This window comes from Nitrospirota bacterium (genome assembly GCA_016180645.1).
In the GTDB taxonomy this organism is placed as follows: domain Bacteria; phylum JACPQY01; class JACPQY01; order JACPQY01; family JACPQY01; genus JACPAV01.
Genome location: JACPAV010000012.1, coordinates 43,460 through 70,154, shown reverse-complemented (window position 1 = coordinate 70,154; position 26,695 = coordinate 43,460). Strand labels below are relative to the sequence as shown.

Below are 26,695 nucleotides of genomic sequence, written 5' to 3'. Positions count from 1 at the left end.
AAGGACTTCTGTTCTGCTGCCTAGAGGGAGAGCCTGCCCCCGAGGAGCCTTCCCCTCAAGATCTCACATCTCTCGGGTCTTGATTGAAAACCGTGGTGATGCGGAAATGGAACCGCACATGACGGGACACTTGCCATTTCACCACCAGGAAGCCATCGAGGAACCGCTCAGCGCGGCGGATCGAAGACGCCGTTGCCGTCGGCATCGATGAAAATAGGGTTGGTGAACGACAGGGCGTTGGTGCCGAGAACCACAGGCCCCAGATCGCCGTCGCCTTCAGCAACCTCAACAACCCAGGCATCGGTAGCCACCCGCACCGTGACCATCTTGTCGAGCCTGACAACGTCACCACTCGAAGGCAACGGAAAGGAAAGCTCCGAAGTCTCCCTCCCATTCACGATGAGTTTCACGGTATCCACATCCATCCAGGGCGGAGCCTGAACCCGCACGCGGATTTCGACGGCGCCGTCCACGGCCTTCACGGTTGAACCCATCGACACGTCCCCGGCTTCGATCGTCACGAACGGACCGCCGCACACGGTGACATCGCCGGCGCGAATCCGCTTCATCAGCCCGGCCTTGTCGATCTCCGAAAGGGAACTCACACCGGGGAAGCGAATGTAGGTCCTCGGATAGCCAACCTCCTGCTTTTGCGCCGCCGTGTGCGAATCGGAATTCCCCACGGCCGGGATGAAGACGCCGCGGTTGAGCAGCGAGTACCAATCCTGCAATACCTTGGGGGTGTCTGACTTCCGCTTGCCGTTGAACACTTCGATGGTGTCGAACTGGGTCGTGAATTCAGCGGCGTTCCTGGATTCGCCGGCTGCGGGATCGAACTCGATGTAATTGAAATAGGCCGAGCTGCCGCGAGGATGATTCATCTGCACAAGCTCATCGCCCGAGTTCGCTTTCCTCGCCAATTCGACGATCGCGGGAACCGTGAGCCCGAACCAGTCCACGGCGCCGGAGTTCCGCGCCATCGGCTGAAGGGCGAGCGGGAAGGCGTTGAAGTGGCCTTTGATGTTTGTTGAAATTTCGTCGCCGATGAACGTGGTCAACCATCGGTCGAGACCGAGCAAGGCGACGGCAGGCGCGTAGTTCGTCAGCCGGTCGTGGTCGGTGGATACGGCGATCTGTAGCCCCTCCGCCGCAAAGGCCTGCACTTTCATCTCCAGGAGGTCCTCGCTGTCCGGGCTCGGAAGCGCATGGATATGGAAATCTCCGGACCGGTATTCGCCCGTATCGACCACCTTGCTGAGCGCCCCGCGGAACGACACGGTTCCATCGGCTGGAACGGTCAAGACTTGAGAATCGATTGTATACTCAACGCCCCGTGATGCGGTGACACGGTAGGCGCCCGGCGGCAACGCCACTTCTCCAGAACCGGAGTGGGAGAACACGAGTCGGATGGTGTCCTCCGGCCTCGGCGGCTCGCCGAGGATCGCCTTCGGTGGATCAGGATCTTCGCCCTGAGATTCGATGGTCAGTTTTGAGGGAAGCGGGGCCGTTTCATCAGATACTTCAAACGAGAGCCCGCCTCGCGCAGGCAAACTCAGATCGCCCAGTGCGGAAACGCCCTCCTTCACCTCCAGGTCCACAATTTTCTTTGGACGGCCGGGGGCCACCGTAACGAGGCGGACCGGTCCGGGCTGCACGGCGAAGTGGAAGCGTCCGTTGCCATCCGGCCTCCCCTGCGTCAGGAGTTCCTCGCCCTCTTCGCGTTCGCTCAACACGTGAACCTCTGTGTGAGCGAGATCTTCGGCAGTCAGCCCGACAATCCGACCTTCAACGATGCCCCGGGGCCGACTCCGGCCAAGCGCGAGATCCCTCGCTTCAAGCAGTTCTTCCACCGTGCCGCCGGCCACGACGAGACGTCGAGTCAGGCTCAGGGAAGCGCCGGGCGCAACGGACACGGGCTCACCGATCGTAACAAACACATCCAGAATGTTGATGGCGATCTTGGTGTCTTCCGTCTCGGATGCCCAACCATAGGACACATCCCGCCCGACCCCGCCGAAGAGATCGACCGTGCGCCCACCGAACTGGGCGCTGTCGAACCCCACTCCGGGAACGAACCTTTTCACATAGTCCCCGAACAGAAACATGGCTCCGACCTGAAAGGACACCGACTGGGATCCCGAGTTCGTAATTTCCAAGTCCATGCGCAGGTCCGAGGCCCCCGGTTCGAGGGTGTAGGTGATCGCGGCGGCGCCCGTCGCCAATTGCAGAGGAAATAGATCCGCCACGATCGGGACCGGCGCCAGGCTTCCCCTCACCTTGATCACCGCCGGTATTCCCGAACCTCCTGGATTCACAATCTCCACCTTCTCCCCACGGAACGCCTGAAGATTGATCACGGGCCCCGCCTCCTCGAAGGAGTCCTGACCCGATCCCCCTCCCTGCCCCTCGCGAACCGCGTCGACGACGAGGCCCCCGTAGGCGAGATAACCGGATGACGGTCGCGCCCCCTCGACGACAAACGAAACACGTTCGTTGATCAATTTGTAGTCGCCGAGCCTGCCTTCGGCCTTTGGGCCGGACAGAAGCTCCTTGGCGGATCGGATTTCTCCGGCGCGCGTTTCGGTCGGCGCCAGCGGGCCGACCAGACGCGGGTCATTCGTATTCTTGTTGCATCCGGCCACACCACAAACGATCCAGGCAAGAATCCAAGCGCATCGTGAACCATCAGGGAGGGTCATGGAGCGGCATTCTTCCGCCTGGGCCCACGGCTGTCAATCAATACTGAGCGGTTCCGCATCGGGGCCCGCGCGGGTGGAGGCTACCCGCTCCCTTCGGTGCGCCGCCGGGCCATGAACCAGAGGGCCCCGGCGAGGGCCAGGACAAAGAGGGCCAGCATGTAGTACCGGCCCGCGGCGGGCCGCAGCGGGAGGTCCATCCTTTGCTCGGCCAACCGAAGCGGTGGGAACGGCCGATCGGGGGGTCCGGGCTCGAGCCGGTATTCCAGGGTCGCCACGGCTACGCGGGGCCGCCGAAATCGCGAGGTCTCAAATCGAATTCGCTCCTGGCGAGTTTCCTTTGGAGGAATTCGGGTATCGGAAACGACGCTCGATGAATTCAGGAAGAGGTCCAGGATTTTGCCGGATGGAATGGGTCGGCCTTGCGTATCGCCCAACACCCGTTTGTACTCAATCTCTTTTTCCTGAATCATGGCTTCCTTCTCGTCGAACAGCCCCACCTTGAGGACCACTTTGCGGGACGGCAATCCGGTCGGCAGGAAGTGACCGGCCTCGACGTTCGTGACGTCCACCGATACGTCGACCACCGAGCCGATGACGTACGCCCTTAGAGCCAGCATTCCCGCGCCGCGGAGCTGGAGCGCCGAGTGTCCCCCGAGCATGGAGTGGGAGGTGGCGGATCGGGGAGTCACGGCCGTGGAGGGGTCCACCGTCGGGAACCGGATGTCTTGCGGCAGATGGCAGTTCTGGCAGGCGATCCGCTGGGCCGCATAGACGCTCTGGCTCCACTCGCTGAAGGTACTCATGACGTGAAGGCCCAGCCGGTTGACGACCTCGTGACATCCCGCGCAGAAGGCCGAGTCCCTGAAGAGGGACGATCGTTCGTTCTTGTGGCCTTTCTCGATCATCTCCCCCGCGCTGAAGGGCCCCCGCTTGACCTCGCCCGGCGCGAGGACGAATCGCAGGGGTTGATCGAAGGCGATCGGCAGGAGTGCGGAGACGGTGTGACAGAAATCGCAGCTCACTCCCTCGCGTGTCGTGGCCTTCGTGAGTTGCGGATCACGATCGTAGATGGCAAGCGGGGCGTGACAACCCAAACAGATCCGGCGTTCCTCGGGCTTGGAGACCTCTTTGAATTGGTTTTGGAAAAGCGGATCTGTGTAGGAGCGGGCGTGCATGGAGCCGCTCCAGTCTGAACCGTAGATGCCGGTGTGGCACTCCGTACACTCCCGGCTGAGTTCGAATGAACCGGATCCATGCGCCCCCAAGGCGAACACCAAGATGATTCCCCAACTCATCACGTGTCACCTCCTCCCCCCCATCCTCCAGGGAGGGTCGTCTCTGGTCTTCGAGGCTAAGCCTCGATAGTAGCTATCGAGGCTTAGCCTCTATAGTAAGAAGCGGGTCAGTCTTTCTCCTCGCCTTCCTCCTCGTCCTCTTCCCCTCCGGCTTCTTCTTTGACTTCCACCTTCGTCTTCAAACCGGCCAAATACTGGACGAGCGACTTCAGATCGGCGTCCGTCCCTTTGAACTTCTTTTTGTGCTTCACTTTCTTGGTCTTGTCGTAAACGGACTCGGCTTCGATTTCCTTCTTCACAAACTTCGTCAGCCAGTCCGCATCATGGTCGAGGCCCACGCCCGACAGGTCGGGTCCCTTCTTTTTCTTTCCCGTTTTCTTGTTCACCTGTTTCTCAATCTTTTCGGACGCAACGGAGTGGCACTTGTCGCATTTCTTTTCGAGGAAAAGGTCTTTCCCTCCGGCGGCACGCGCCACTGAGGGAAGGACCGGGATCAGGAACGCGGAGAGGATCACTCCGAGGAAGACGTGTCGAACCATCGAGGCCTCCTTCTTTGAATGCACGATATCAGGCCGGAACGCCGTCCTCCATGACGCGTATCAATACCTTGGCGTGTGCCCAGGTGCCGCGGGCGGATGACGGCCCACGATGGATTGCGAAGGGCATGGCGAGATTCGGAGGACCGGACGACGCGGTGAAGAATTACCGATCTGAGCTGCTCTCCGAGAGTGATCCGCGAGGGGAAACCAGCCCTAACCATTCTCGCAAGGCCCCAACCGGCAAATCCGAAATACACCATTTTGGCGTCCGGCTGTCTTCTCCAAAAAGAGGGCAGGGTCCCGGGCATCGGAATACAAAGCGGGTGAGTGGACGCCGAAGCGATCAAACTTCATAATGGGAGACGCATGTCCCTCTCATTGGCCCGCCTTTCCCTCTACACGATCCTCATCATGATCTCCGTGGCCATGGGTCTCGCACTCCTCCGGCGGAGACCCGGCACGCGATGGCGAACCCGAAGCCTGAGCCTGAGCGCGGGCGTTTTTCTCGGACTCACCTTCTTCCATATCGTACCCGAAGTGTTTGACTCGCTCGCGGCCAAGGCCGGACTGTTCTTCATTGCCGGCTTCAGTCTGATCTACGTCCTGGAGAGGTTCTTCATGGTGCATCCGTGCGAGGAGCCCGATTGTGAAACGCACGTGCTGGGCTACCCCGCCTTCGTCGGCCTCTCGATCCATTCCTTCTCGGACGGTCTGGCCCTCGGCTCCAGCATGATGCTGCCCGCCACGGGCCTCGGTTTTGCCGTCTTCCTGGGGATTCTGGCCCACCATGCACCGCAGGCTTTTTCGCTCACGAGCCTCCTCCTGCGCGAGCACTTCACTTGGACGAAGGTCGTGTGGACAAACCTCCTGTTCGTGGCGATGATCCCCCTCGGCGCCGTAGCCGCAGGGATCCCCTCGGATCTCGCGGGTGCAGCCCTGCTCCCGGCGCTTCTGGCCTTCTCAGGCGGTATCTTCCTCCACATCGGCATCTCCGACCTCATCCCCGAAATTCATGAGGCCAAGGATTCCCGCGCCCTCCATATCTTTCTCTTCCTGGCGGGTCTGGTGATGATGGGCGGCGTCCGGCTGTTGCGCTCCTGAGCCATGCCCCCCGCCCCTTCCCGGCCGCCCCTCCGCGGGTTCTACGCCATTATCGATCCGTATCCCGATCCTTCACTTTCCTTCCGGGAAATCGCCGAGGCCTACGTTCGCGCGGGCTGCCCGATCATCCAGCTTCGAATGAAGGGTCTGGAGGAGCACGATGCGAGGAAGATCGCTCAAGAGATCCGGCCGCTGATTCCTCGCGACCGTCTTTTCATCATCAACGACTTCGTGGAAATCGCGAGGGACGTGGGGGCCGAAGGCGTGCACGTGGGACAAGACGACCTGCCGCCGGCCGAGGCAAGAGAGATCTTGGGGCCGAAGGCCGTGATCGGACTGTCCACGCACAACCTGCGCCAGGCGAGAATGGCGCTCGGCGATCCGGTCGATTACATCGGGTTCGGTCCCGTCTTCGCCACTCGCAGCAAGCCCAACCCCGACCCCGTAACAGGCGTTGAAGCCCTTCGCGAAGCGGTGGGCACGGTCAGGTTGCCGGTGGTTGCGCTCGGCGGGATCACTTTTCAGAGCCTTGACTCCGTGTTAGCTGCCCGTCCCGCCATGGTCTGCTCCATCGCCGGTGCCATCGAGGGCGGGAAGGTGGAGTCAAACGCTCGCTTGTGGCTGGAGAGATGCAAACGTCCCGATTAGGGGACGATCCTTTCAATCTGAAATCTCACTTTGAAAGGGTTGCTCTTAATGCATTGAAATTACTTGTCTATCAAAGTTGGCATCTCAGTTGCTCCTCCACAGTCCAAGATGAAAACGTTGGTTCGGCTCCTCGCAAGCGTTTTCGTAGCCGCCACCGCAAGTTGGGCGGATTCGATTTCGATATCCAACATCCGGGAGTTCGCTCGCGGCGAGTACATGGCCGCGTCGTGGTCGCCCGACGCCCAACAAATCGCCTTCTCCGGCTTCAAATACAGGGGCCTGTTTGTCGCGCCGCTCGCGGGAGGGACACTGAGTCAACTCACGAGCGACCCTTGGGCCGGGTTCCGCCCGATCTGGTCGAACGACAGCCGCGCCCTCATCACATCCTTCCCCGGGGCGGGCAGCGAGAAGCTGCGCGCCATCGACCTCCAGGGAAACGCGTTACATACGATTCCCACTTTCCGGGCGCCCTCGCGGAGCGGCGGCACGGAGGTCTACGCCGAATCGGACGAAATCTTCATAATTCAAGCAAAGACACCTGCGATTCAGATCACTCGGGGCGGTGACAAGTTCTTCGCGCCGATGCTCTCGCCTGATGGATCCAAAGTACTGTACCAAGGGCTGGCCTCGGGCCTCTTCGTTCATGAACCGGCATCGGGCCGGACGCTGAACCTGGGTCGAGGCAATCACCCGGCCTTCTCGCCGGATTCCGATTTGGTCTTCTTCGACGTATCGACGGACGATGGGAGGAACCTCCTCTCCGCCGACCTGTTCGTACAGGACCTGAAAAAACTCGGCCGCATCCGGCTCACGTTCACGAAAGACCGGCTCGAGCAGCGACCGGCGCCTTCACCCGATATGAAGGCACTGGTCTTTGACGCCGAGGGCGTCATCTACGTGGGCGACCTGGTTTCCAAATGATCCTCCGCCGGTTCCTGGTTCCTGGTTCCTCGTTCCTGGTCTTTCTACTCACCCCTCATACCTCACTCCTCACCAACCAAGCCTGGGCGGCTTCGCCCAAAGTCGTCATAGACGCCGGGCACGGCGGAACGGACCCGGGCGCCGTATCGAACGGGTTGAAAGAGGCACTCATCAATCTCGATGTCTCCGAACGCTTCCGGGATCTCCTGAAGAGCGACACGGACGACACCCGCGGCGGCGGCGACTGGCAGGTCACCATGACGAGGGAGACGGACGTCTTCGTCAGCCTCTCTTCGAGGACGGACTACGCCAACTCCATCGGCGCGGATCGTTTCCTTTCCATCCATACCAACAGTTTCTCCGATCCTTCCGCGAACGGCATCTCCACCTTCTCCTATTCCGAAGGCGGCACGGGGGCCCGGCTCCGCAACGACGTTCACGCCGAGGCCATGAAGCATTGGCCGTTGCGCGACCGCGGCAATCTGACGGCCAACTTTCACGTCCTCCGCGAAACGGCCATGCCTGCGGAGTTGCACGAGTTGGCCTTTGTTTCGAATGCAGGAGATTTCGTCTACCTGAACGATCCCGCCAAGAGACAGGAGGCGGCGCGAGCCCACCTGCACGGGATTCAGAATCACTACGGAATGGCCGACTACGACCCTTCGGCGGTCACTCCACCGCCACCCGACGACCCGCCACCCCCGCCGCCGCCATCCACGGGAACATTGACGGGCATGATTTACGACTCATCCCTGGGAACGGGTGCTCGCATTCCCAATGCGGACGTAACGTTGATCTCCAACGTCTCCTCGCAATCGGATCTGAACGGCGTATATACATTTTCGTTGTCCCCCGGCGACTACACCGTCACCGCCGTGGCCACGGGATACCAAGCAGGGAGCCTGAGTCGAACCGTGGTCGCAGGCCAAACCACGTGGGGCAGCATCGGCCTGGCCAAAATCGAAGAGCCGCCGCCTCCACCGCCACCGCCCCCCCCATCGGACACGGAAGCACCGGACATCAGCATCGCTTTCCCCGCCGACGGCGCCACGACGAATCAGGCGGAGATCACCGTGTCCGGCGAAGTGACGGATAACCTTTCAGTCACCCGGGCTTTGGTGAACGGGGTGGATGTCACGCTCACCGAGGGCCGCAAGTTCGCCGCATCCGTCAAGCTCCAAACAGGCAGCAACAAGATCACCGCCGAAGCTTGGGACGCGGCCGGCAACAAAGGTGCCGAATCCGTGACCGTAACCTTCAATCCTTTGTCCGGTGACCCCGGAACCCCACCCCCTCCTCCCGACTCGCCCGGCTGTACATCCCTCCCTTCGCCATCCGCCTCCGGCCTCCCTCCCGGCCTCCTCGCAATGGCCTTCCTCGCCGCTCGCTCCTTCCTCCGTCGCCGCTCATCTTCCTATCGGGGCTGAGCCTCGATAGCAGCCGTCGAAGTATAGAGCCTCTAGCAGAATGCCGATTCGTAGGGGAGCATCTTCAGATGCTCCCTCTTGTCGGGAGGGTCTGAAGACCCTCCCCTACTTGCTTGCTCCCTCTTGTCGGGAAGGTCTGAAGACCCTCCCCTACGCATTCTGTTGGACGCTCTCAACTCAAGGATCGACCCGTCATCCCATTGCGAGCGTATCGCATCATTGATACTATGGACCGTGTTAGTCCACATATAAAGGCATTCGACTGGAAAGAGAGGTCCATATGGGGTTAGGAACGTTGGTTTCGAAAATCGCTTCGCTCGGGAAGCCGGTTGTGCTTCCCAGCGAAGTCACCACATCGGTTGAACATCTCGGGAGTGAATCCACGATCATGCTAAAGCCACCTGAGAACCCTCCGTCACGCCCGAACGGCGGATCTACGGCGGATGGAGCGCTCACGGCGGACATGACGATGGGAGATCTCCTCTCGCGATTTCCGAGCGCGCAGCGGGCGCTATTCCAGAAGTATCACGTTGGAGGATGCAGCAGTTGCGGATACGAGGAGAGCGAAACGCTCAAGGACGTCATGGCCAACCACGGCGTGACGGACATGCAGGAAGTGATGAGTTTTATCCTGAAGAGCGAAGATGGCGAGAAGCAGATGCGGGTCAGCGCATCGGACACCGCCCAACTGCTCAAGCAAGGGTCGGCCATCAAGCTCGTGGACGTCCGCGACGAGCACGAGCGGCGCATGGCCGCCATCGACGGCTCCGTTCTCCTCACACGGGAGCTTGCGCAGGAAATGATGGAGAGCTGGCCCAAAGACACACCCATCATTTTCCACTGCCACCACGGAATTCGGAGCTTGGATGCTGCGTCCTACTTCGCCGGGCACGGATTCACGAACGTGCGCAGCATGACCGGCGGTATTGAAGCCTGGTCCGCGGAGGTTGACCCGACGGTGCCCAGGTACTGACTCAGGAGCTGACCTTCGCCGAATCCCTCACGCTTTGTAGCCGAGCCTTACAGCGCTTATCGCCGGCCATCCATGGCCGGCCTTCATATCGCAGTACCAGGCCGTCCTCGGCCAGGTAAGGCTCGGCTACTCGGGCAGCTAGGCTCTGTTTGAAAACCCCATCATTGCCGGGGCGCCTCTCTTGGTAGCCGCACCCTTTACGGGTGCGTCTTCGGACGCAGGCTGAAGCCTGCGCCTACCGGTCCAACACGTTATCAAACAGAGCCCAGTACAAATCCGAAAACCGGTCGCGGTTCAGTCCGGGCGGCGTCTCAGAAAGGTCGGGATGTCGTAGTCCTCGTCCGTGGTCTCCACGCGCGACCGCTCGTGGATGGTCACGCCGCCGTAGCCCGCCGCGGTTTTCGCCGCCGCCGCTTTTGCGCTCGCATTCACACTGGCCGCCTGCTGCGGTGCGGGCGGTAGGGGTTCGACCTCCTTCTCCGCTGTCTCGGGTTTCTCCTGGCGTTTCCGCCGGAGCCACGTCGGGCTGTCGTAGTCGCTCAGCTCGCGCACGTTCCCCGTTCGAGCGGTTGTTTCCTCGCGCTTCGTGGTGCCGAAGCCCGTGGCGATCACCGTCACGCGCAGGGTGTCCTTGAACTTCTTGTTCTTGTTGTAGACGGCACCCCACAGCAGGTGGGCCTGATCGCCGGCCTGCTGGCGGATGTAATCAATGGCCTGATGCACCTCGTTGAGCGTCATCGAGTAGCCCGTGAAGTTCACCAAGATGGCCTTCGCGCCCTGGATGGACACGTCTTCAAGCAGCGGGCTGGAGATGGCGAATTCCGCCGCTTCCTTCGCGCGATTCTCGCCCTGCGCAAGTCCGATGCCCATCATGGCCAGACCCATTTCCTGCATCACGCTCTTGATGTCCGCGAAATCCCGGTTCACCAGTCCCGGTACGGTGATGATGTCCGAGATCCCGCGCACGGCGTTGATCAGGACGTCGTCCGCCTTCTTAAACGCTTCGCGCAGATCCCGGTCTCCCGCCACGGCGAGAAGCCGTTGGTTCGGGATGACGATGATGGTGTCGGTGTAGTTCCGCATCTCGCGGAGGCCTTCTTCGGCGTGCTTCTGGCGCCGCGGGCCCTCATCGGCCAAGGGGCGGGTCACCACGCCTACGGTCAGGATTCCCATTTCTTTGGCGATCTGGGCGACCACGGGCGCTGCGCCGGTGCCGGTGCCGCCGCCCATGCCGGCCGTAATGAAAGCCATGTCCGCGCCTTCGAGCACCTTCCGGATCTCTTCGCGGCTTTCCTGCGCGGCCGTCTTTCCCCGCTCGGGATCGCCGCCCGCGCCGAGTCCACGCGTGGATCCCGGACCAAGCTGGATTTTCTTGTCCGCTTTCGCCCGTTTCTCAAGATGCTGCGCGTCCGTATTGGCCGCGATCAGTTCCACTCCACGGACATGGGACTGGAACATGTTCTTGATGGCGTTGCAGCCGCACCCGCCGACGCCAAAGACTTTGATCTTCGCGCCGAACGTGGGTTCCTCTTCCGCCAGTTTGAACATGCTCGTCTCCGGGGTTTCAGTCGAGGGAGCCGATTCGGCGGCGGCCGCTTTCTCCGTTGTCCCTTTTTGCTCTTCCATAGAAGGCCTCCTTTGCAATGCTTCCTCGCCCTCTTCGGCAAGGAGCGCTTCCTCCGGTGTGGAGGGATTCGACTCCTGCTCCAAGGATTGGAGAAGAAACGTTTCCCCCAGCGTGGAGGTGGATTCGGAGGATCCGTCGGAGGCCGGAGCTTCCGGCGACTGACCCTCGGCGGCCATCTCTGGCGTGTGGGTCGTCGCCGAATCTCCCGGCTCTGCCGCTACGGTTTCCTCAATTGGCCCTGCACTTTCCTCCTCTAGCCGCCCACTCTGGAGCGGCTCTTCTTGGCAAGTACCGGACCGTACTGGCCCCGATGCACCGGCGGGTTCCTCCGCCGCGCTCAGGGAATTTGGCCCTCCTATCTGCGTATCGGAATTCGACGGCTCTGACGCAATGGCCACGGCAGATCCGGTGGGACCAGCCGCCTCCGTCGAACCGGAACTTGACCCCTCTTGGAAAAGTTCCGCCTGCTTCTCGCTCAGCCGCTCCGGGCTCCTGCCCTCTCGCGGCATTTCCCCCGTCCTGGGGGTCAAAAGTAGTCTTTTATCCCCTTGAACCATTCTCGCATCCTTGCTTTGACCTTGTCGAAGATCTCCTCATCCCTGATGCGGAACTGATTGCGCTTGCTCGATCCGCCTCCCAGTTGCACCAGGCCGACGCCCGTGGCGTACTTCGGATGTTTCACGGCATCCGAGAGTCCGCCGACTTTCTCAGGAATTCCCCTGCGAGCCGGCATGTTGAACGCCTTCTCCGCCAGCTCCACGCATCCCTCCAGCATGGAACCGCCGCCGGTGATCACCACCCCGGCCGTCAAGGTCTCCCCGAATCCGGCTTTCTCGAGGTCCCGAAACGCCAGTTCGAGCACCTCTTCCATTCGCAGCTCGATGATTTCCGTCAGAAACTTCCGGCTCTCCTGCCGTGACTTGCGCCCGCCCACGCCGGGAACCTCGATGTTCTCGTCCTTCGTGATGAGGCTCGACAGCGCGCACCCGTACTTTTCCTTGATCTTTTCCGCCTCGTGGGCCGGCGTGCGCAGCCCGACCACGATGTCGTTCGTGACGTGGTCGCCGCCGAGATTGAGCACCGACGTGTATTTGAGCGAGCCGTCCGCAAAAACGGCGATATCGGTCGTCCCCCCCCCGATATCCAGGATCGCCACACCCATGTCTTTCTCATCCTGCGTAAGGATGGCCTCGGAACTTGCGAGCTGCTGAAGGATGATGTCGCTCACGTCCAGCCCCGCCTTGTTCGCGCACTTGATGATGTTCTGGGCCGAGGTCACGGCCGCCGTGATGATATGGACCTTCGACTCCAGGCGTACACCCGACATGCCGACCGGATCCTTCAACCCGGCCTGTCCGTCGAGGATGAACTCCTGCGGGAGAATGTGGATGACTTCACGGTCCATGGGAATGGCCACCGCCTTGGCCGCTTCCACGACCCGGTCGATGTCCACTGTTTTGACCTCACGGTCCTTGATGGCGATCACGCCCGTGCTGTTGAAGCTCTTGACGTGCCCGCCGGCGATGCCCGCAAAGACGGTGTTGATTTCGCACCCGGCCATGAACTCGGCCTCGGCCACCGCCTTCTTGATGGATTCGACGGTGTTGTCGATGTTCACCACCACGCCCTTGCGGAGGCCCCGGGAGGGGTGGTCGCCCACGCCGATGATATCCGTACCCGACTCCGTCGCCTCGCCCACCACCACGCAAATCTTCGTGGTACCGATATCGAGTCCGACGACAATATCTCCGCGCGCCATCGTCAGCCTTGGGTGGAAGTGAGAGGCCCGGGGGAGCCTTGCTTAATGGGTGTTGGACGCGTAATCACGCGATCCGCAATCGTCAAATCAAACACCTGGAATTCATCCAGCCGTTCCGAGCCGTACGCCGTTCTGAATTTCTCAAACGTCTTCCAGCCCTCATCCGCGCGGCCCGCGGCAAATACCATCCGAAACCGGGACGTCTGGAATTCCAGTCGACCGGGAGTCACGGCCACCGTATCGACACGATCTCCCGCGAGATCCGGGGCGCTCGAAATTCGGGTCGCAAGCATCACAATTTCCTTCCAGCGCGGATCGTCGAATGTTCCGGACTCCGGAAGGGCCAATCCTTGGAGGCGAAATCCAGGAGAGTTTTCCTCCACCCCTCCGAGACGTTTTCCTTCCGAATCAACGGCCACCAGGCCTTGAGATGTGGAAAGGAGAGCGAACGGGGTTCTCCGATTGAGGCGAACCCGGAGGGTATGAGGCCACACTTTCCATATGCGCACGTCCGCGATCCATCGCTGTGCTTCCAGCCTTTTTACCACATCTTGTAGGTCAAGGAAAAGCAAATTCTCTCCGCCGTGGAGTCCGGCCCAGCCCACGACCTGGTTGGATTCGAACCCCCCGGTGTCCTCCACGACCACCCGCTTCAGGACGAAGACCTGGCCCGCGAGAGCCGTCAGAATCCCCGCGACGAAGGCGCCCAGCAGGATGGATCCCACGTGGGGGATTTCCGCCACCCGGGCGAAGAATCCGGTCACGGCCCTGGAGAATCCGCGGATTCGGGATCCACCGCTGCGAAGCCGCTTGTTGATCTTCATCGAGTGTTCACCCCCACCCTCCCTCGTCGAGGGGGAGGGGGTAATTCTCCTCCCTTCCCTCCTTATGGGGGAAGATCAGGATGGGGGGTCCAGAACAAATCCTCATCGTCCGATCATCCGGCCGCCTTCAAGGACGCGGAAGCGAGGATCAGCCGGACGAGACCTCGGTACGAGATCCCCACCCGCTGGGCGATTTTCGGGAGCCAGCTCGTGGGCGTCAGCCCCGGTAGTGTGTTGATTTCCAAGATAAACGGCCGTCCCTCTTCCGTGACACGCATGTCGATTCGGCTGTAGTAGTTCGCTCCGACCGCTCCGTGGGCTTTCCACCCGAGTTCCAGAATATCCTCGACGAGCCGCCGGGGCAGCCGCGGCGGGCAGAAGAACGTCTCCATCCCGGCCGTGTACTTAGCCTTGTAGGTCGCGAACTCATCGCGGGGAACGACCTCCACCGCGCCCAGCGGCGCATCGCTGACAATGCCCACGGAAACTTCGCGGCCCGGGACGAATTTCTCCACGAGCACCGTGTGGTCGTGCCGGAAGGCCTCGTCGATCGCGCGGCCCGCCTCGCTCCGTGAGCGGGCAAGGTTCACGCCCACGCTGGAACCCTCGCCATTCGGCTTCACCACCCACGGGTATTGGAAAGGGGCGTCTTCGGGGACCCGGCCGCCGGACGAGCCGTTCAGGGAGAACCAGCGCGGCGTGGGCAGGCCGGCCTTCTCGAAGAGAAGCCGCGATCGGAGCTTGTTCATGCCCAGCGCACTGGCCAGCACCCCCGAGCCCGTATACGGAATTCCGGCGTACTCGAGAATCGCCTGCACGGTTCCATCCTCTCCCCAGCGCCCGTGCAACGCGAGAAAAGCGACGTCGAATTTCTTCTGCTTGACCGCGTCGAGCAGGTTGGCCTGATCCACCACGCGGACGACTTTGAAACCCTCCGTTTCGAGGGCGTCGGCCACCGCGGCGCCGGTCTTGAGCGAGATCTCCCGCTCCGTGCTGGCGCCACCCATGACGACGCCGACTCTCTTCCCCTGGTATTTATGTTTTCCTTTCACGACTCAGTTCCTCCATGAACCCCTCCAGGTCCTGCCGCTCGGGTCGGCCCACGATCTGTACCTCCGGCTCCAGGAGAATCCCGGTTTTCTCCTTCACGGTCCCGCGAATGTCGCGGATGAGCGCGAGAACGTCGTCCCCGCTCGCATCGCCCGTGGTCACGATGAAATTGGCATGTTCCCGGGAAACCATGGCGCCGCCCAGTCGAGTGCCTTTCAGCCCGCAGGCCTCGATGAGCCGCCCCGCGTAGTCTCCGGGCGGATTCTTGAAAATCGATCCCGCGCTGGGATGGCCTTTCGGCTCCTTGGCGCGGCGTTCCTTGATCAGTTGGTTGATGGTGCTGCGGATCTCCTCGGGCTTCCTGGGGGTGAGCGAAAAGGTCACGCCCAGGACAACCGTCCCCGGCGCGAGTCCGCTCGCGCGATACCGGAACCCGATCTCCTCGCGCCGCTTCCGCGCCACCGTGCCCGTTCCGTTCACCAGCGTCACTTCGCGCACGATGTCCTTCATCTCGCCCTGGTTCGCACCCGCATTCATGAACAGCGCGCCGCCCACCGTGCCCGGCGTCCCCGTGATGAACTCCACTCCACCCAGTCCTTCTTTCCGACAGAAATCGAGGAGCTTCGTGATGTTGGCCCCGCTCTCCGCGTACACCTGGTTTCCGGCCAGCCGTTTGATCTTTGACATCCCCTCGGTGAAATCGATGAGGACGCCCTCAATGCCTTTGGAAAGGACAAGCATATTCGAGCCGCGGCCTTTGACCCAATACGGAACGCCCCGCGCCTTGCAGAACGACAGGAGCCACTGGACCTGATCGATGGATCGGGGGTGGACCATGGCATCGACCGGCCCGCCCACGCGCAAGGTGGTGCACTTCGCCATGGAGGCCTCGAACTCCACATCGCTTTTGAGCGTCTCCTTCAACACGGCGCGCGTTTCGGCATTAAGCGACACGGGCCTGCTCTCCTTCCTGGGTCAGCCGGTGGATGATTTCTTCGGCCACCATCCAGATATCCCCCGCCCCGAGGGTGAGAAAGAGATCTCCGGGCCGGAGGAGCCTCGCGATCTCCTCCGTCATCTGCCGGCGGTCGGCGTGGTAGTGCGCTCGGTCGAATCCTTTTGCCTTGAGGCCTTCCACCAATTTGGAGGCGTGTACGCCCTCGATGGCCGTTTCGCCGGCCGAGTAGATGTCGGCGACAAAAAGTTCATGCGCGTCCCCAAACGAGACCATGAATTCCTCGAATAAATCCTGGGTGCGCGAGTAGCGGTGCGGCTGGAAAGCCACCACGAGCCGCCGCTTCGGCCAGCTCTCACGGGCGGCGCGCAGAGTCACGCGGATTTCCTGTGGGTGGTGGCCGTAGTCGTCCACGATCATGACATCGTGGTGGACCCCCTTCACTTCAAACCGCCGGTGCACACCGGGAAAAGTCTTCAGAGCCGCCCGCGCGGTTTCCACCGGGATGCCGAGCTCCCGGGCGGTGGCGAGTGCGCCAAGGGAATTGAGTACGTTGTGGTATCCGATGAGCGGGACCTCGAATGGCCCCAGAGACTCCTTCCCCAGCATGACCTCGAAGGAGCTGCGGCCACCGTCGAACGTGATCTTCCTGGCCCAGCTGTCCCCTTTGGGTTTGCAACCGTAGGTGACCACCCGGCGCTGGATTTTGGGTCTGAGCTTCCGGAGAATTGGATTCTCGGTGCAGACCACGCAGAGCCCGAAAAACGGCACTTTGTTCATGAATTCCAGAAATGCCGTCTTCAGCCGGCCCATCGTGCGGTAGTGATTCATGTGCTCGCGGTCCACATTCGTCACCACGGCGATCGTCGGACTGAGCTTAAGGAAAGAGCCGTCGCTTTCGTCCGCCTCCGCCACGACGAATTTCCCGCGGCCGGGCTTCGCGCCCCCTCCCCACGAGAGGAAACGGCCCCCGATGACCACGGTGGGGTCGAACTTCGCCTCGGTGAGGAGATGGGCTAAAAGGGAGGTCGTGGTCGTCTTTCCATGCGCGCCGGCCACGAGGATGCCGTATTTCATGCGCATGACTTCCGCCAGCATTTCCGCCCGCGGAATCACCGGGATTCCCCGCTGCCGGGCCTCGGACACTTCGGGATTGTCCGGCGCCACGGCGGAAGAAAAGACCACCACGTCCACATCTTTCACGTTCTCCGCCTGATGACCGATCGAAACTTTCACCCCCATCTTCTCCAACCGCTCGGTCACGGAGGTCCACTTCGCGTCCGACCCGCTCACGTCATAACCGTGGGTCAACAAGACTTCGGCGATTCCGCTCATGCCGCTCCCGCCCACGCCGATCATGTGGACCCGACGGATGCGGGGGTAGGCCGTATCGGTTGCGCCGGCTAATTCAGACATAGTTTTTCAAGTTCTTCGCAAACCCGCTTCGCGGCGTCCGGGCGGGCCAGCTTCGCTGCGTTTGTCCCCATCTCCACGGCCTTTTCAGGCTTCTCCAGAAAATACGCGAGAATGTTGGCCATCTTGTCGGCGGTCATCTCGCTCTGGCGAAAGACCTGCGCCCCGCCCGCCGATTCCAACGCCCTGGCATTGGCGAATTGGTGATCCTTCACGGCGAATGGATACGGCACGAGTACGGCGCCGCGGCCGGCGGCGGAGAATTCGGCCACGGATGAGGCCCCGGCGCGGGCGAGGACCAAATGAGTTTCCCGGAGGCGACGATCCACGTCGTGGAAAAATGGGGCGGTCTCCGCCCGAACCCCCGCGGCCCGGTACGCATCCGCCACGAAAGAGTAGTCACCCTCCCCTGTCTGGTGAATGAATCGGAATCGGGCCGCCAGACTTCCGAGTTTCGGCAGTACGTCCGCCATCAACCGGTTGAGAAAATAGGCTCCCTGGCTTCCGCCGAGCACAAAAAGCGTGAAAGGTGACGGGTGATGGGGGACGGGTGACGGGTACTCGAAGAAGGAGCGTCGGACGGGAAGGCCGGTGAACAGGGCCCGGCCTTTCGGGAACTGATTCACGGCGGAGTCATGCGACACGAACACCCGTGCGGCGAGCCGCGAAAGGAGAAGATTGGCCCGCCCCGCGGTCGCATTCTGTTCATGAAGGGCCGAAGGGATTCCCGCCAATCGAGCGGCAAGAAAAGTGGGGACTTGGGCGAATCCGCCCATGCCGAGGAGCGCGTCCGGGGCGAATTCACGGAGAATCTTTCGTGCCTCCCCTATGCCCCGCCCGATGCGGCGCACCGAACGGAGTCGACCCCGCCATCCCCCTCCGTGCAGGGCGCCCGAGGAAATCGTCCGATAGGGCAGGCCCTGCTTCGAGAGGACTTTCTCGAAGACTTTGTCTTCTACACCGACGAACAAGAGTTCACGATCCCTGTGTCCCTCCGGGGAGCCGACCCTGGCTTCCCCATATTTTTCCGCGACCGCCAATGCCGGGAACAGGTGCCCCCCCGTACCCCCGCATGCGATCAACAACCGTTTCATGGGATCTCCTGCCTATGCCGAGGAGAATTCCCGCGGCCATCAAATTGACCCATATCGATGTACCCCCATAACTCATGAAGGGCAAGGGCATTCCCTTCGTCGGAAGAAGCCCCACCGAAACCCCTGCATTCAGTATAGCCTGGAACACGATGAGCAGCGTGAGCCCTGTGGCCAGGAGCGACGTGAACGCATCCGGCGCGCGCCGGCTGATCTGGAGACCGCGGTGCAGGATCAGTCCGAACAGTCCGAGAACGATCAACACGCCCACCAGTCCCAACTCCTCCCCCACCACGGCCAGGAGAAAATCAGTGTGTGCTTCGGGCAGAAAGAACAGCTTCTGCCGGCCCGAGCCCAGTCCGACTCCCGCCCCCCCCCCGGCCATGAACGAAAGAAGGGATTGGATCAGTTGGAACCCGCTCCCTTCGTAGTGTTCCCAGGGGTTGAGGAAGGAAACGACGCGCTTCACGCGATACGGCTGCTTCATGACGAGAAAAACGGCCATCGGCGCCGCCGCCAGGACCGTCATGGCCACGTACCGGAAACGCATCCCCGCGATGAACACCATGAGCAGCACGAGCCCGAGCATGGTCATGGCCATCCCGAAATCCGGCTCGGCCAGAACGAGAACGACGCAGAGTCCTCCGATGATCAGGTAGGGCAGAACGCCCTTCAGGAAACTACGCATGGAGTCTTCTTTCCGCGGCAAGGAGCCGGCCATGTAGAGAATCAAGCTGAACTTGGCCAATTCGGCCGGCTGAAAACTGAATCCCCCGAGCCGGAACCACCGGCGCCCGCCGCCGACTTCCGTGCCCAATCCCGTGAGAACCAGTCCCAGCATGATGATACTGAGCAGCAGAAGCGGCGCGGCGAGTCGGCCCCAGGTTTCCAGGCGAATCCGGGATGCCGCCAGCATCGAGATCAGTCCCACCGCCAGCCAGAGGAGCTGTTTCTTGAAGAAGAAGCTCGGATCCTCGAATTTCTTGAGGGCGTAGAAGTAGCTCGCGCTGTAGACCATGAAGGCGCCCAGAATGCAGAGAGAGGCCACGGCCACCACGAGCGGCCAGTCGAGTCCGCCGCCGCGTTCCGGCGATCTCAAATTCGAAATTTGAGATCTGAGATGGGTTCGAGGCGGGGTCAATGCATGCGCGCTTCATAAACCCCTTTTGGCGACTTCGCCGTCCCTCCATCGCTCGGCTTGCTGCCTGTCTTCCGGGCCTGGGACCCCTCCCGCCCTGAAGCGGACACTTCGGCCGCCAGTTTCCTGACGGCCTCACAAAATTGTTCACCTCGATCCTTGTAGCTTTTGAACATGTCGAAGCTCGCGCACGCCGGTGAAAGCAGCACCGCATCTCCCTCTTCCGCGGATTTCCACGCCGACCGCACCGCTTCACCCATCGATCCGGCGGGGGAGGTCTCCACCCTGCCCCGCAATGCTTCTTCCAATCGCTGCCTGGCCTGGCCGATCAAGACCGCATGGCGGATTCGATCGGACTGACTCGCGATCAGGCCGAAATCCCCACCTTTGTCGAGGCCGCCGAGGATCAAGACCGTTTTGCGGGTCAGCCGCTCCGGGCTCCTGCCCTCCCGCGGCATTTCCCCCGTCGTGGGGGTCATCGATTCGATGGCGCGAATCACCGCGCCAACGTTGGTGGCCTTGGAATCGTCGTAGAAGTCGACGCCCTTCACCGCTCCCACCCATTCCATCCGGTGCGGAAGGGGCTGGAATGTTTTCAGGACGGAGCGGATCGCATCCGGCGGACAGAAGGCGAGGCGGGCCGCCGCAATCGAAGCCAGCATGTTCTCAATGTTGTGCACGCCCTTGAGGTTGGCTTCCGCCAGCGGATAGCTCTCCTCGACACGGGTATCGCCGTACACCAACTCGTCCCCCCGGAGGAAGGCGCCCGGCGAGGTCGATCGAAGCCGGCTCGTACCGATGAGCGAGGCGGACAATGCGCGGGCCCAATCCGCCAACAGCGGATCATCCAGATTGATGACGGCGAAATCCTCGCTTCGTTGGTGTTCGAACAATCGTTTCTTGGCGTCGAAATACTCGTTGAAATCCTTGTGCCGGTCCAGATGGTCGTCCGTGATGTTCAAAAAGACGCCGATTTTCGGCCTGAACTCCCGAATCGCCTCAAGCTGGAAACTGCTGATTTCGCAGACGATCCAATCCCAGGAGCCACCGACCGCTTCGATGAGGGGCGTTCCGAGGTTGCCGCCCGTGAAGACCCGCTTTCCCGCCGCTTCCAAGATCTTGCCGATGAGCACCGTGGTCGTGCTCTTGCCGTTGGTCCCTGTCACGCCGATGATCGGAGCCTTCAGATGGCGATACGCCAGTTCGATCTCGCTCCAGACGGGGATCCGGTTCGAAACCTCCTTGATCGTGGGATGAGAAATCGACACGCCGGGACTCAGGACCAGCACATCCACTCCCCGAAAATCCTCGCTGCGATGCGGACCGAGACGGACGGTCACGCCCGCTTCCACCAGGGGTTTCACGATTTCCTGCATGAGAAGGGTATCCTTCTGGTCCAGTCCCAATACCGTGGCGCCCTCTCTTAGGAGGAACCTGCACACCGCTCGCCCGGTGGAGGCCAGGCCCAGAACGGCCACGCGGGCCGATTTGAGATTTGAGATTTGAGATTTCAAATTATCTGACCTTCAGCGTGCTCATGGCGAACACGGCGAGCAGGATGGAGAGGATCCAGAATCGGACCACGATTTTCGGCTCGGACCACCCTTTGAGTTCGAGGTGATGGTGGAATGGCGCCATGCGGAAGACCCTCTTTTTTCTCAATTTGTACGACGTCACCTGGATGATCACCGAGAGCGTTTCGACCACGAAAATTCCGCCCACAATGGGAAGCAACAGCTCTTGTTTGCTGACGATCGCCACCACCCCCAGTGCGCCGCCCAACGCCAACGAGCCCACGTCGCCCATGAACACCTGCGCCGGATAGGAGTTGTACCAGAGGAAGCTCAAACTCGCCCCGAACAGGGCCCCGCAGAAAACCGCCACTTCCCCCCCCCCGCGCACAAAACGCACCTGGAGGTACTCCGCGATCTGGCTGTGGCCGGCCACGTAGGCGAACACCGCGAAGGCGAGCGACGCCACCAGGATCGGTCCTATGGCCAGTCCGTCCAGACCGTCCGTGAGATTCACCGCGTTCGCCGTGCCCACGATGATCAGCATCATGAACGGCAGGTACCAGAGGCCGATGTCCGGGTGAAGGTTCTTGAAGAAGGGGATCCAGACCTCCGTGGAGAAGTTCGGCAGTCGGAAAATGAAATAGGCGGCGGCAGCCGCCACCACGCACTGGAAAAGAAACTTTTCGCGCGCGGAAAGCCCTCGGGCGGCGCCACGCTTCAACTTCAACCAATCGTCCAGGAACCCCACCAACCCCATGCCGGCCGTGACCAAGAGGAGAATCCACACATAGGCGTTCCGCACGTTCGTCCACAGGAGCACGGAGAGAATCGCTCCGGATAGGATGAGCGCGCCTCCCATCGTGGGCGTCCCGGCTTTCGAGGCGTGTCCCTGCGGCCCTTCCGGCCGGATGGTCTGCCCGATCTTGAGCGCCGCAAATTTCCGGATGAGGGCCGGACCGATGATGAACCCCAGAATCAGCGCGGTCATGAGCGCCCAAAAAGTCCGGAAGGTGATATAGCGGAAGACGTTGAACACCGTGTGGATGTCCCGGAACGGAAAGAAAAGGTAGTACAGCACGGCGGTCAGGAGGACGATCCACGAATCTCTTCCTCCATTTTCTTCAACCCCTCAACCACTCGTTCCATCGCCATGGCGCGGCTGCCCTTGACCAGCACGCCGTCCCCGGGGCGGAGCTGCTCCCGCAACACGTCGAGCGCTTCGTCCGCGGTTCCGCACGAAAAAACTTTGTTTGGAGGACAGCGGCCTTCCTTGGCCCCCTCGGCAACCCACGAAGCCATGTTCCCCACTGCAATGATGCAGCCATAGCCCAGCGTTGCCGCTTCCCGGCCGATGGCCCTGTGCCATCGCTCGCTTGCCGTCCCTAGCTCTTTCATGTCCCCCAAACAGCAGACCGTCCTTCCTGGACGCATCTCCATTTTCAGAAATTTCAGGGCCGCGATCGTGGAAGCCGGATTGGCGTTGTACGTGTCGTCCACGATCGTCCATCGTCCCTCGATGACGTTCAGTCGCCCTTTGACGGGTGTGAATTTCTCGATCCCCGCCGCAACGTCCCCGAGTTCCAATCCGGCTTCCTGGCCGGCGGCGATGGCCGCCAGCGTATTGAGGAGAACCGGTGTGGACCCCCCCGGAAGGAGGAGGTCCAGTTTTTCCCCCCTCGAATGCAGTTCGAATCGCGCGCCTCGGATTCCCTCTCGGCGGATATTTCGCGCATGGACGTCCGCCCGCTCGTCCAACCCGAAAGTCACCGCGCGTCCGGCGAAGGATCGAAGCGCAACCGGCACAAACGGATTTCCAAAAGGGACGACCGCCACACCGTCCGACCCCATCCTGGAAAACATCCTGCCCTTTTCTTCGGCGACCCCTTCTCCGGACTCCAGCCCTTCCAAATGCGATTCGGAAAGGTCGGTGATCACCCCGATCGTGGGCGATGCGACGGCCGCCAGTCGTTCCATCTCGCCCCTCTGATTGATTCCCAATTCAAGGACCCAGACTTTTTCATCTCCGGAGAACCCCAGGAGGGTCCGGGGCAGGCCGATCTGATTGTTGAAATTTCCCGAGGTGCACCCCACGTCGAGTCGGGTGCCCAGAAGGAGTCGGAGGATTTCCTTGGTTGTGGTCTTGCCATTACTGCCGGTCACTCCCACCACCGCCCCCGCGAAGCGAGCGCGCGCCTGTTGCGCCAGGTCGCCGAGGGCGTCGAGAGGATTCGAGACCTCCACGAGAATGCTCTCCTCCCGGGCGGCCGTGGCCGGGCCCCGGAGGGAGGGCGCCTCACCCTCCCGGATCACCGCTCCGAAGGCGCCGGATTTCAAGGCCGAAACCACAAACCGGTGGCCATCAAACCGCGGGCCGGAGAGCGCAAAAAAGAGGGCGCCGGAGCGAACATCCCGCGAATCGGTGCTGACGCCGTCGAACGTGGCCGTGGAGCGACCCCCCCGGAAAATTCCTCCGGTCGCGCGCATCAGGTCTTTCAGCGTGAACTTCACCGTTCGTGCTTCCGCCTCAGGACGCATGGGCCTTCAACGCTTCCCTCGCCACCGCTACATCGCTGAAGGGGAGTTTCTTGTCGCGGATGATCTGATAGTCCTCATGCCCTTTCCCTGCGAGGAGAATGCCGTCTCCGGGACCGCACCCTCGCACCGCCTCGACGATGGCCTGCCGGCGGTCGGGAAGGGGAAGGATTTCGATCTCGGGCCGGGCCTCGATTCCTCGCTTGATCTCCTCAATGATGCGGAGCGGGTCCTCCGAGCGGGGATTGTCTGAAGTAATGATCACGCGATCCGCGAGCGTGGATGCAATCTTTCCCATCTGAGGACGCTTCCCGCGATCGCGGTCGCCGCCGCAGCCGAAAACGCAGGTGACGTGGCCCGGCGTGATGCTTTTCGTCACCAAAAGCACGTGTTTCAAGGCATCGGGCGTGTGGGCGTAGTCCACCCAGACGGATCGGCCGGCGTGATCCACCCTCTCCATCCGGCCCGGAACCGTGCGAACGCGGGCAATGCCCCGCTTCATGTCTTCCCGGCCCAGACCCATCGCCCAACCGGCGGCCACGGCCGCAAGAATGTTGTAGAGATTGTGACGGCCGACGAGCGCCGAGTGAACTTCCACCGGGCCTTCGGGAGTGGACACCACGGCCTGGGTTCCGTTTTCATCGCCTCGCGACTGCAACACCCGCACGTCACCCGTCTCCCATCCGTACCGGACGACCCGCCCATGGAGCTGGCGGGCGAGGGCCGCGCCGAACGCGCTGTCGACATTCACCACGGCCGCCTTCCGCTTCTTCCGGCTGGATTCCAGGAGCTCGGTGAACAATCGGCGCTTCGCGTTCCCATACATTTCCATGTCCGCATGATAGTCCAAATGGTCCTGGGTCAGATTCGTGAAGACCACGATGTCGAATTCGATTCCGTCCGCCCGCTTCTGGTCGAGGGCGTGGGAGGAGACCTCCATGACACAGTGTTTGGCTCCAATTTTCAGAATTTCGGAGAGCATACGTTGGAGATCGACCGCGCCCGGTGTGGTGTTCTTGCTGGGCCAGATCTTCCGACGAGCCCGGTAGTTCACGGTCCCTACGACTCCGGTGGGCATTCCCGCGCTTTCCAGCACCCCTTCCATCAGGTAGGTGAACGTCGTTTTCCCATTCGTGCCGGTCACCCCCACCACGGTCATCTGGGAGGCCGGATCGCCGAAAAAATTTCTCGCCGCATGAATCATCGCCTCATGGGAGCTGGGAGCGAGGACCCAAGGCACGCTTCGGGCCAACTCGCCTTCCGGCACCGTTTCGACGATGCACGCCGCCGCTCCGTTCACCCTCGCCTGAGCCAGGAACTGATGGCCGTCCGACTTTGTTCCCCGGACGGCGATGAAGGCCGAGCCGCGCTTCACGTCCCGCGAATCCGCGGTCAGGTGAAGGATTTCCGTGTCCCGCGCCACGTTCCACCGGACCGGCTTGATTCCTTTGAGGAGGGCAGAGAGTTTCACGTGTCGATCAGGATGTGCGGACGTCAGCCGAGTTCGGGTAGACACCCAGATAGGGGAGCAGTTCCGTCATGATGGCCCGGAAGACCGGCGCCGCCACAACCCCGCCGTAGATGATCTTTCGCGGTTCGTCCAGCATGACCAGCAGAACCACCCGCGGCGAATCCGCCGGCGCGAATCCGACGAAAGAGGCCACGTAGGCGTCCTTCGAATACGTCTTGGTCACGGGATCCAATTTCTGCGCCGTTCCCGTCTTGCCGGCCGCGCGGTATCCTTCGACCATCCCGAGACGGCCCGTGCCCTTGTCGGTCACCACGCTTTCCAGAATCCGCACGGCGCGCTCGATGGTGCGAGCGGAGGCCACCCGGCGGCCGGGTGGAAAGTCGATCTCCCTCACCAATCGATCATGCGCGTCGGTCACTTTCTTCGCAAGGTGAGGCGTAACGAGCTGCCCACCGTTGGCAAAAGCGGAAAATACGCCCGCGATCTGGATGGGAGTCACGGCCAGGCCCTGCCCAAAGGAAATGTTCGCCACGTCCACCGGCGTCCACGACGAATAGTGCGAGATCAACCCCCGGATTTCGCCGGGAAGGTCGATCCCCGTCCGGTCGCCGAGACCGAATTTTTTCACAAATTCATAGACCGTCTTTCGCCCGAGATCGACCCCGATTTTCGCGGCGCAGATGTTGCTCGAAAGCTGGAACACCTCGAGGAAATTGAGCCTCTCATATTTGTGGAAATCGTGGATCACACGGTCGTAGAACTTGTACTCGCCGTTCTCACAGTACAGGGTGTCCTTCTCGTTGAAGGCGTCGGTCTCCAGCGCGGCGGTCATCACGATGGCCTTCAGGGTGGAGCCGGGATCGATGGCGTCGGCCACCAGGTGATTCTTCCACTGATGAGGCGAGAGGGTTCGGAAGGCGTTCGGATCAAAGCTTGGAACGGTGGACCAGGCCAGAATCTCGCCCCTCTGCGGGTCCATCGCCACGGCCCAGCCGCGCTTGGCTCCCGAGGAATCCACGGCCTCCTGAAGGCGGGCATCGACGAGCGACTGGACGTTCAGATCCATCGTCAGCACGAGGCCCTGCCCCTCGCTCTCGTACTCATCCGACACGCCGTCGAAAATCATGTTGCCCAGCCCGTCGCGGGTGATGACCAGCGTGGAGGATTTTCCTTTCAGGAGGGTGTCATACGCGAGCTCGATCCCTTCCAGGCCCTTTCCGTCGAGACCGACGAAGCCGAGCGCATGCGCGGCCATCGGGCCCGAGGGGTAGAACCGCTTGTACTCCGGAAATGACCCCACGCCCTCAATCGGTCGTCGTTCAAGATCATCGCGGACCGCAGGGGACACCTGTCGGGCGATCCAGACAAAGTTCTTGTTTTGACGCAGATCGCGAAGAACCGCTTCCGGCGATCGGCCGACGAACGGCGACAGCCGGCGCGCCGCGGCGACTTTGTTCTGAACTTTCCTCGGATGGGCGTACACGGAGGCCATCTGGCGACTGATGGCAAGGAGGGTCCCGTTGCGATCGAGGATCTTCCCTCGACGCGGCGCCAGCTCAATGACATCCCCCTGCTGCCGGCGCGCCCGGTTCGCGATCTCCGGATCGGTGAGATAGGCGAGCATGAATACCCGCCCGCCGATGACCGCGAGCGCCAGAGACAGTATTCCGGTCAGGACCGCGAATCGCCTGGACGATCGTTCGCGCCAGGATCTCACC

Annotated in this window: 21 protein-coding genes; 5 read left to right on the top strand and 16 right to left on the bottom strand. The window is 61.7% G+C overall.

Features of this window, described 5'->3' with window-relative positions; all coding sequences use genetic code 11:
- Positions 1–167 precede the first annotated feature (167 nt).
- From HYT87_09235 to HYT87_09225, 3 genes are all read right to left on the bottom strand, one after another.
- Complete coding sequence (locus HYT87_09235) at positions 168–2,699, bottom strand: CehA/McbA family metallohydrolase (GenBank protein ID MBI2059940.1); 2,532 nt, start codon at positions 2,697–2,699, stop codon at positions 168–170.
- 80 nt (positions 2,700–2,779) lie between these two features.
- On the bottom strand, positions 2,780–3,994 hold the full coding sequence (locus tag HYT87_09230; protein MBI2059939.1) for a hypothetical protein: 1,215 nt from the start codon (positions 3,992–3,994) through the stop codon (positions 2,780–2,782).
- 107 nt (positions 3,995–4,101) lie between these two features.
- A complete protein-coding gene (locus HYT87_09225) occupies positions 4,102–4,533 on the bottom strand; it encodes a c-type cytochrome (protein MBI2059938.1) in 432 nt (143 codons plus the stop codon).
- A 366-nt stretch (positions 4,534–4,899) separates the two neighbouring features.
- Here HYT87_09225 and HYT87_09220 point away from each other — a divergent pair, with 366 nt between their 5' ends.
- The 5 genes from HYT87_09220 to HYT87_09200 all read left to right on the top strand — a co-directional run bounded on the left by HYT87_09220 (position 4,900) and on the right by HYT87_09200 (position 9,603).
- Positions 4,900–5,634, top strand: coding sequence for a ZIP family metal transporter (locus HYT87_09220; GenBank protein ID MBI2059937.1), 735 nt, complete (start codon positions 4,900–4,902; stop codon positions 5,632–5,634).
- A gap of 3 nt (positions 5,635–5,637) precedes the next feature.
- Positions 5,638–6,282 carry a thiamine phosphate synthase gene (thiE, locus tag HYT87_09215; GenBank protein MBI2059936.1) on the top strand — a complete coding sequence of 215 codons (645 nt, stop codon included), beginning with the start codon at positions 5,638–5,640 and terminating at the stop codon, positions 6,280–6,282.
- A gap of 108 nt (positions 6,283–6,390) precedes the next feature.
- Entirely contained in the window at positions 6,391–7,203 is an 813-nt protein-coding gene (locus tag HYT87_09210) for a PD40 domain-containing protein (GenBank protein ID MBI2059935.1), read from the top strand.
- A complete protein-coding gene (locus HYT87_09205) occupies positions 7,200–8,630 on the top strand; it encodes an N-acetylmuramoyl-L-alanine amidase (protein MBI2059934.1) in 1,431 nt (476 codons plus the stop codon). Before HYT87_09210 ends, HYT87_09205 begins: the two co-directional genes overlap by 4 nt.
- A gap of 280 nt (positions 8,631–8,910) precedes the next feature.
- A complete protein-coding gene (locus HYT87_09200) occupies positions 8,911–9,603 on the top strand; it encodes a rhodanese-like domain-containing protein (GenBank protein ID MBI2059933.1) in 693 nt (230 codons plus the stop codon).
- A gap of 294 nt (positions 9,604–9,897) precedes the next feature.
- On the opposite strand, the gene ftsZ is transcribed toward HYT87_09200, so the two are convergent.
- From ftsZ to HYT87_09135, 13 genes are all read right to left on the bottom strand, one after another.
- The gene (gene ftsZ, locus HYT87_09195; GenBank protein MBI2059932.1) at positions 9,898–11,151 is read right to left on the bottom strand and encodes a cell division protein FtsZ; all 1,254 of its coding nucleotides are present in this window, start codon (positions 11,149–11,151) and stop codon (positions 9,898–9,900) included.
- Between the two features lie 605 nt (positions 11,152–11,756).
- Positions 11,757–12,989, bottom strand: a complete 1,233-nt coding sequence (ftsA, locus tag HYT87_09190; GenBank protein ID MBI2059931.1) for a cell division protein FtsA — start codon at positions 12,987–12,989, stop codon at positions 11,757–11,759.
- A gap of 2 nt (positions 12,990–12,991) precedes the next feature.
- Entirely contained in the window at positions 12,992–13,813 is an 822-nt protein-coding gene (locus HYT87_09185) for an FtsQ-type POTRA domain-containing protein (GenBank protein ID MBI2059930.1), read from the bottom strand.
- Positions 13,814–13,926: 113 nt separating this feature from the next.
- Entirely contained in the window at positions 13,927–14,865 is a 939-nt protein-coding gene (locus HYT87_09180; protein MBI2059929.1) for a D-alanine--D-alanine ligase, read from the bottom strand.
- A complete protein-coding gene (gene murB / locus HYT87_09175; GenBank protein ID MBI2059928.1) occupies positions 14,849–15,817 on the bottom strand; it encodes a UDP-N-acetylmuramate dehydrogenase in 969 nt (322 codons plus the stop codon). The genes HYT87_09180 and murB overlap by 17 nt, the downstream gene beginning before the upstream one ends.
- Positions 15,807–17,234 (bottom strand): UDP-N-acetylmuramate--L-alanine ligase, encoded by a 1,428-nt coding sequence (locus HYT87_09170; protein ID MBI2059927.1) that lies wholly within the window; start codon positions 17,232–17,234, stop codon positions 15,807–15,809. The genes murB and HYT87_09170 overlap by 11 nt, the downstream gene beginning before the upstream one ends.
- Positions 17,222–18,325: an undecaprenyldiphospho-muramoylpentapeptide beta-N-acetylglucosaminyltransferase gene (gene murG / locus HYT87_09165; GenBank protein ID MBI2059926.1), complete on the bottom strand. Its 1,104-nt coding sequence runs from the start codon at positions 18,323–18,325 to the stop codon at positions 17,222–17,224. The genes HYT87_09170 and murG overlap by 13 nt, the downstream gene beginning before the upstream one ends.
- A complete protein-coding gene (gene ftsW, locus HYT87_09160; protein MBI2059925.1) occupies positions 18,207–19,421 on the bottom strand; it encodes a putative lipid II flippase FtsW in 1,215 nt (404 codons plus the stop codon). Before ftsW ends, murG begins: the two co-directional genes overlap by 119 nt.
- Before the next feature lie 38 nt (positions 19,422–19,459).
- Positions 19,460–20,974: a UDP-N-acetylmuramoyl-L-alanine--D-glutamate ligase gene (murD, locus tag HYT87_09155; protein ID MBI2059924.1), complete on the bottom strand. Its 1,515-nt coding sequence runs from the start codon at positions 20,972–20,974 to the stop codon at positions 19,460–19,462.
- A gap of 1 nt (position 20,975) precedes the next feature.
- Positions 20,976–22,052, bottom strand: a complete 1,077-nt coding sequence (locus HYT87_09150) for a phospho-N-acetylmuramoyl-pentapeptide-transferase (GenBank protein ID MBI2059923.1) — start codon at positions 22,050–22,052, stop codon at positions 20,976–20,978.
- Between the two features lie 5 nt (positions 22,053–22,057).
- Entirely contained in the window at positions 22,058–23,509 is a 1,452-nt protein-coding gene (gene murF, locus HYT87_09145; GenBank protein ID MBI2059922.1) for a UDP-N-acetylmuramoyl-tripeptide--D-alanyl-D-alanine ligase, read from the bottom strand.
- Positions 23,499–24,977 (bottom strand): UDP-N-acetylmuramoyl-L-alanyl-D-glutamate--2,6-diaminopimelate ligase, encoded by a 1,479-nt coding sequence (locus HYT87_09140; GenBank protein ID MBI2059921.1) that lies wholly within the window; start codon positions 24,975–24,977, stop codon positions 23,499–23,501. Before HYT87_09140 ends, murF begins: the two co-directional genes overlap by 11 nt.
- A 7-nt stretch (positions 24,978–24,984) precedes the next feature.
- Positions 24,985–26,694, bottom strand: coding sequence for a penicillin-binding protein 2 (locus HYT87_09135; protein ID MBI2059920.1), 1,710 nt, complete (start codon positions 26,692–26,694; stop codon positions 24,985–24,987).
- Position 26,695 lies beyond the last annotated feature (1 nt).

What these genes read in the sequence shown, in the direction of transcription:
- ftsZ (MBI2059932.1), bottom strand. Translation starts at nt 11,151, where the DNA reads ATGTTCAAACTGGCGGAAGAGGAACCCACGTTCGGCGCGAAGATCAAA.
- HYT87_09185 (MBI2059930.1), bottom strand. Translation starts at nt 13,813, where the DNA reads ATGAAGATCAACAAGCGGCTTCGCAGCGGTGGATCCCGAATCCGCGGA.
- HYT87_09170 (MBI2059927.1), bottom strand. Translation starts at nt 17,234, where the DNA reads ATGTCTGAATTAGCCGGCGCAACCGATACGGCCTACCCCCGCATCCGT.
- murF (MBI2059922.1), bottom strand. Translation starts at nt 23,509, where the DNA reads ATGCGTCCTGAGGCGGAAGCACGAACGGTGAAGTTCACGCTGAAAGAC.
- HYT87_09205 (MBI2059934.1), top strand. Translation starts at nt 7,200, where the DNA reads ATGATCCTCCGCCGGTTCCTGGTTCCTGGTTCCTCGTTCCTGGTCTTT.
- thiE (MBI2059936.1), top strand. Translation starts at nt 5,638, where the DNA reads ATGCCCCCCGCCCCTTCCCGGCCGCCCCTCCGCGGGTTCTACGCCATT.
- HYT87_09225 (MBI2059938.1), bottom strand. Translation starts at nt 4,533, where the DNA reads ATGGTTCGACACGTCTTCCTCGGAGTGATCCTCTCCGCGTTCCTGATC.
- HYT87_09230 (MBI2059939.1), bottom strand. Translation starts at nt 3,994, where the DNA reads ATGAGTTGGGGAATCATCTTGGTGTTCGCCTTGGGGGCGCATGGATCC.
- HYT87_09200 (MBI2059933.1), top strand. Translation starts at nt 8,911, where the DNA reads ATGGGGTTAGGAACGTTGGTTTCGAAAATCGCTTCGCTCGGGAAGCCG.
- murG (MBI2059926.1), bottom strand. Translation starts at nt 18,325, where the DNA reads ATGAAACGGTTGTTGATCGCATGCGGGGGTACGGGGGGGCACCTGTTC.
- HYT87_09210 (MBI2059935.1), top strand. Translation starts at nt 6,391, where the DNA reads ATGAAAACGTTGGTTCGGCTCCTCGCAAGCGTTTTCGTAGCCGCCACC.
- ftsA (MBI2059931.1), bottom strand. Translation starts at nt 12,989, where the DNA reads ATGGCGCGCGGAGATATTGTCGTCGGACTCGATATCGGTACCACGAAG.
- HYT87_09235 (MBI2059940.1), bottom strand. Translation starts at nt 2,699, where the DNA reads ATGACCCTCCCTGATGGTTCACGATGCGCTTGGATTCTTGCCTGGATC.
- HYT87_09220 (MBI2059937.1), top strand. Translation starts at nt 4,900, where the DNA reads ATGTCCCTCTCATTGGCCCGCCTTTCCCTCTACACGATCCTCATCATG.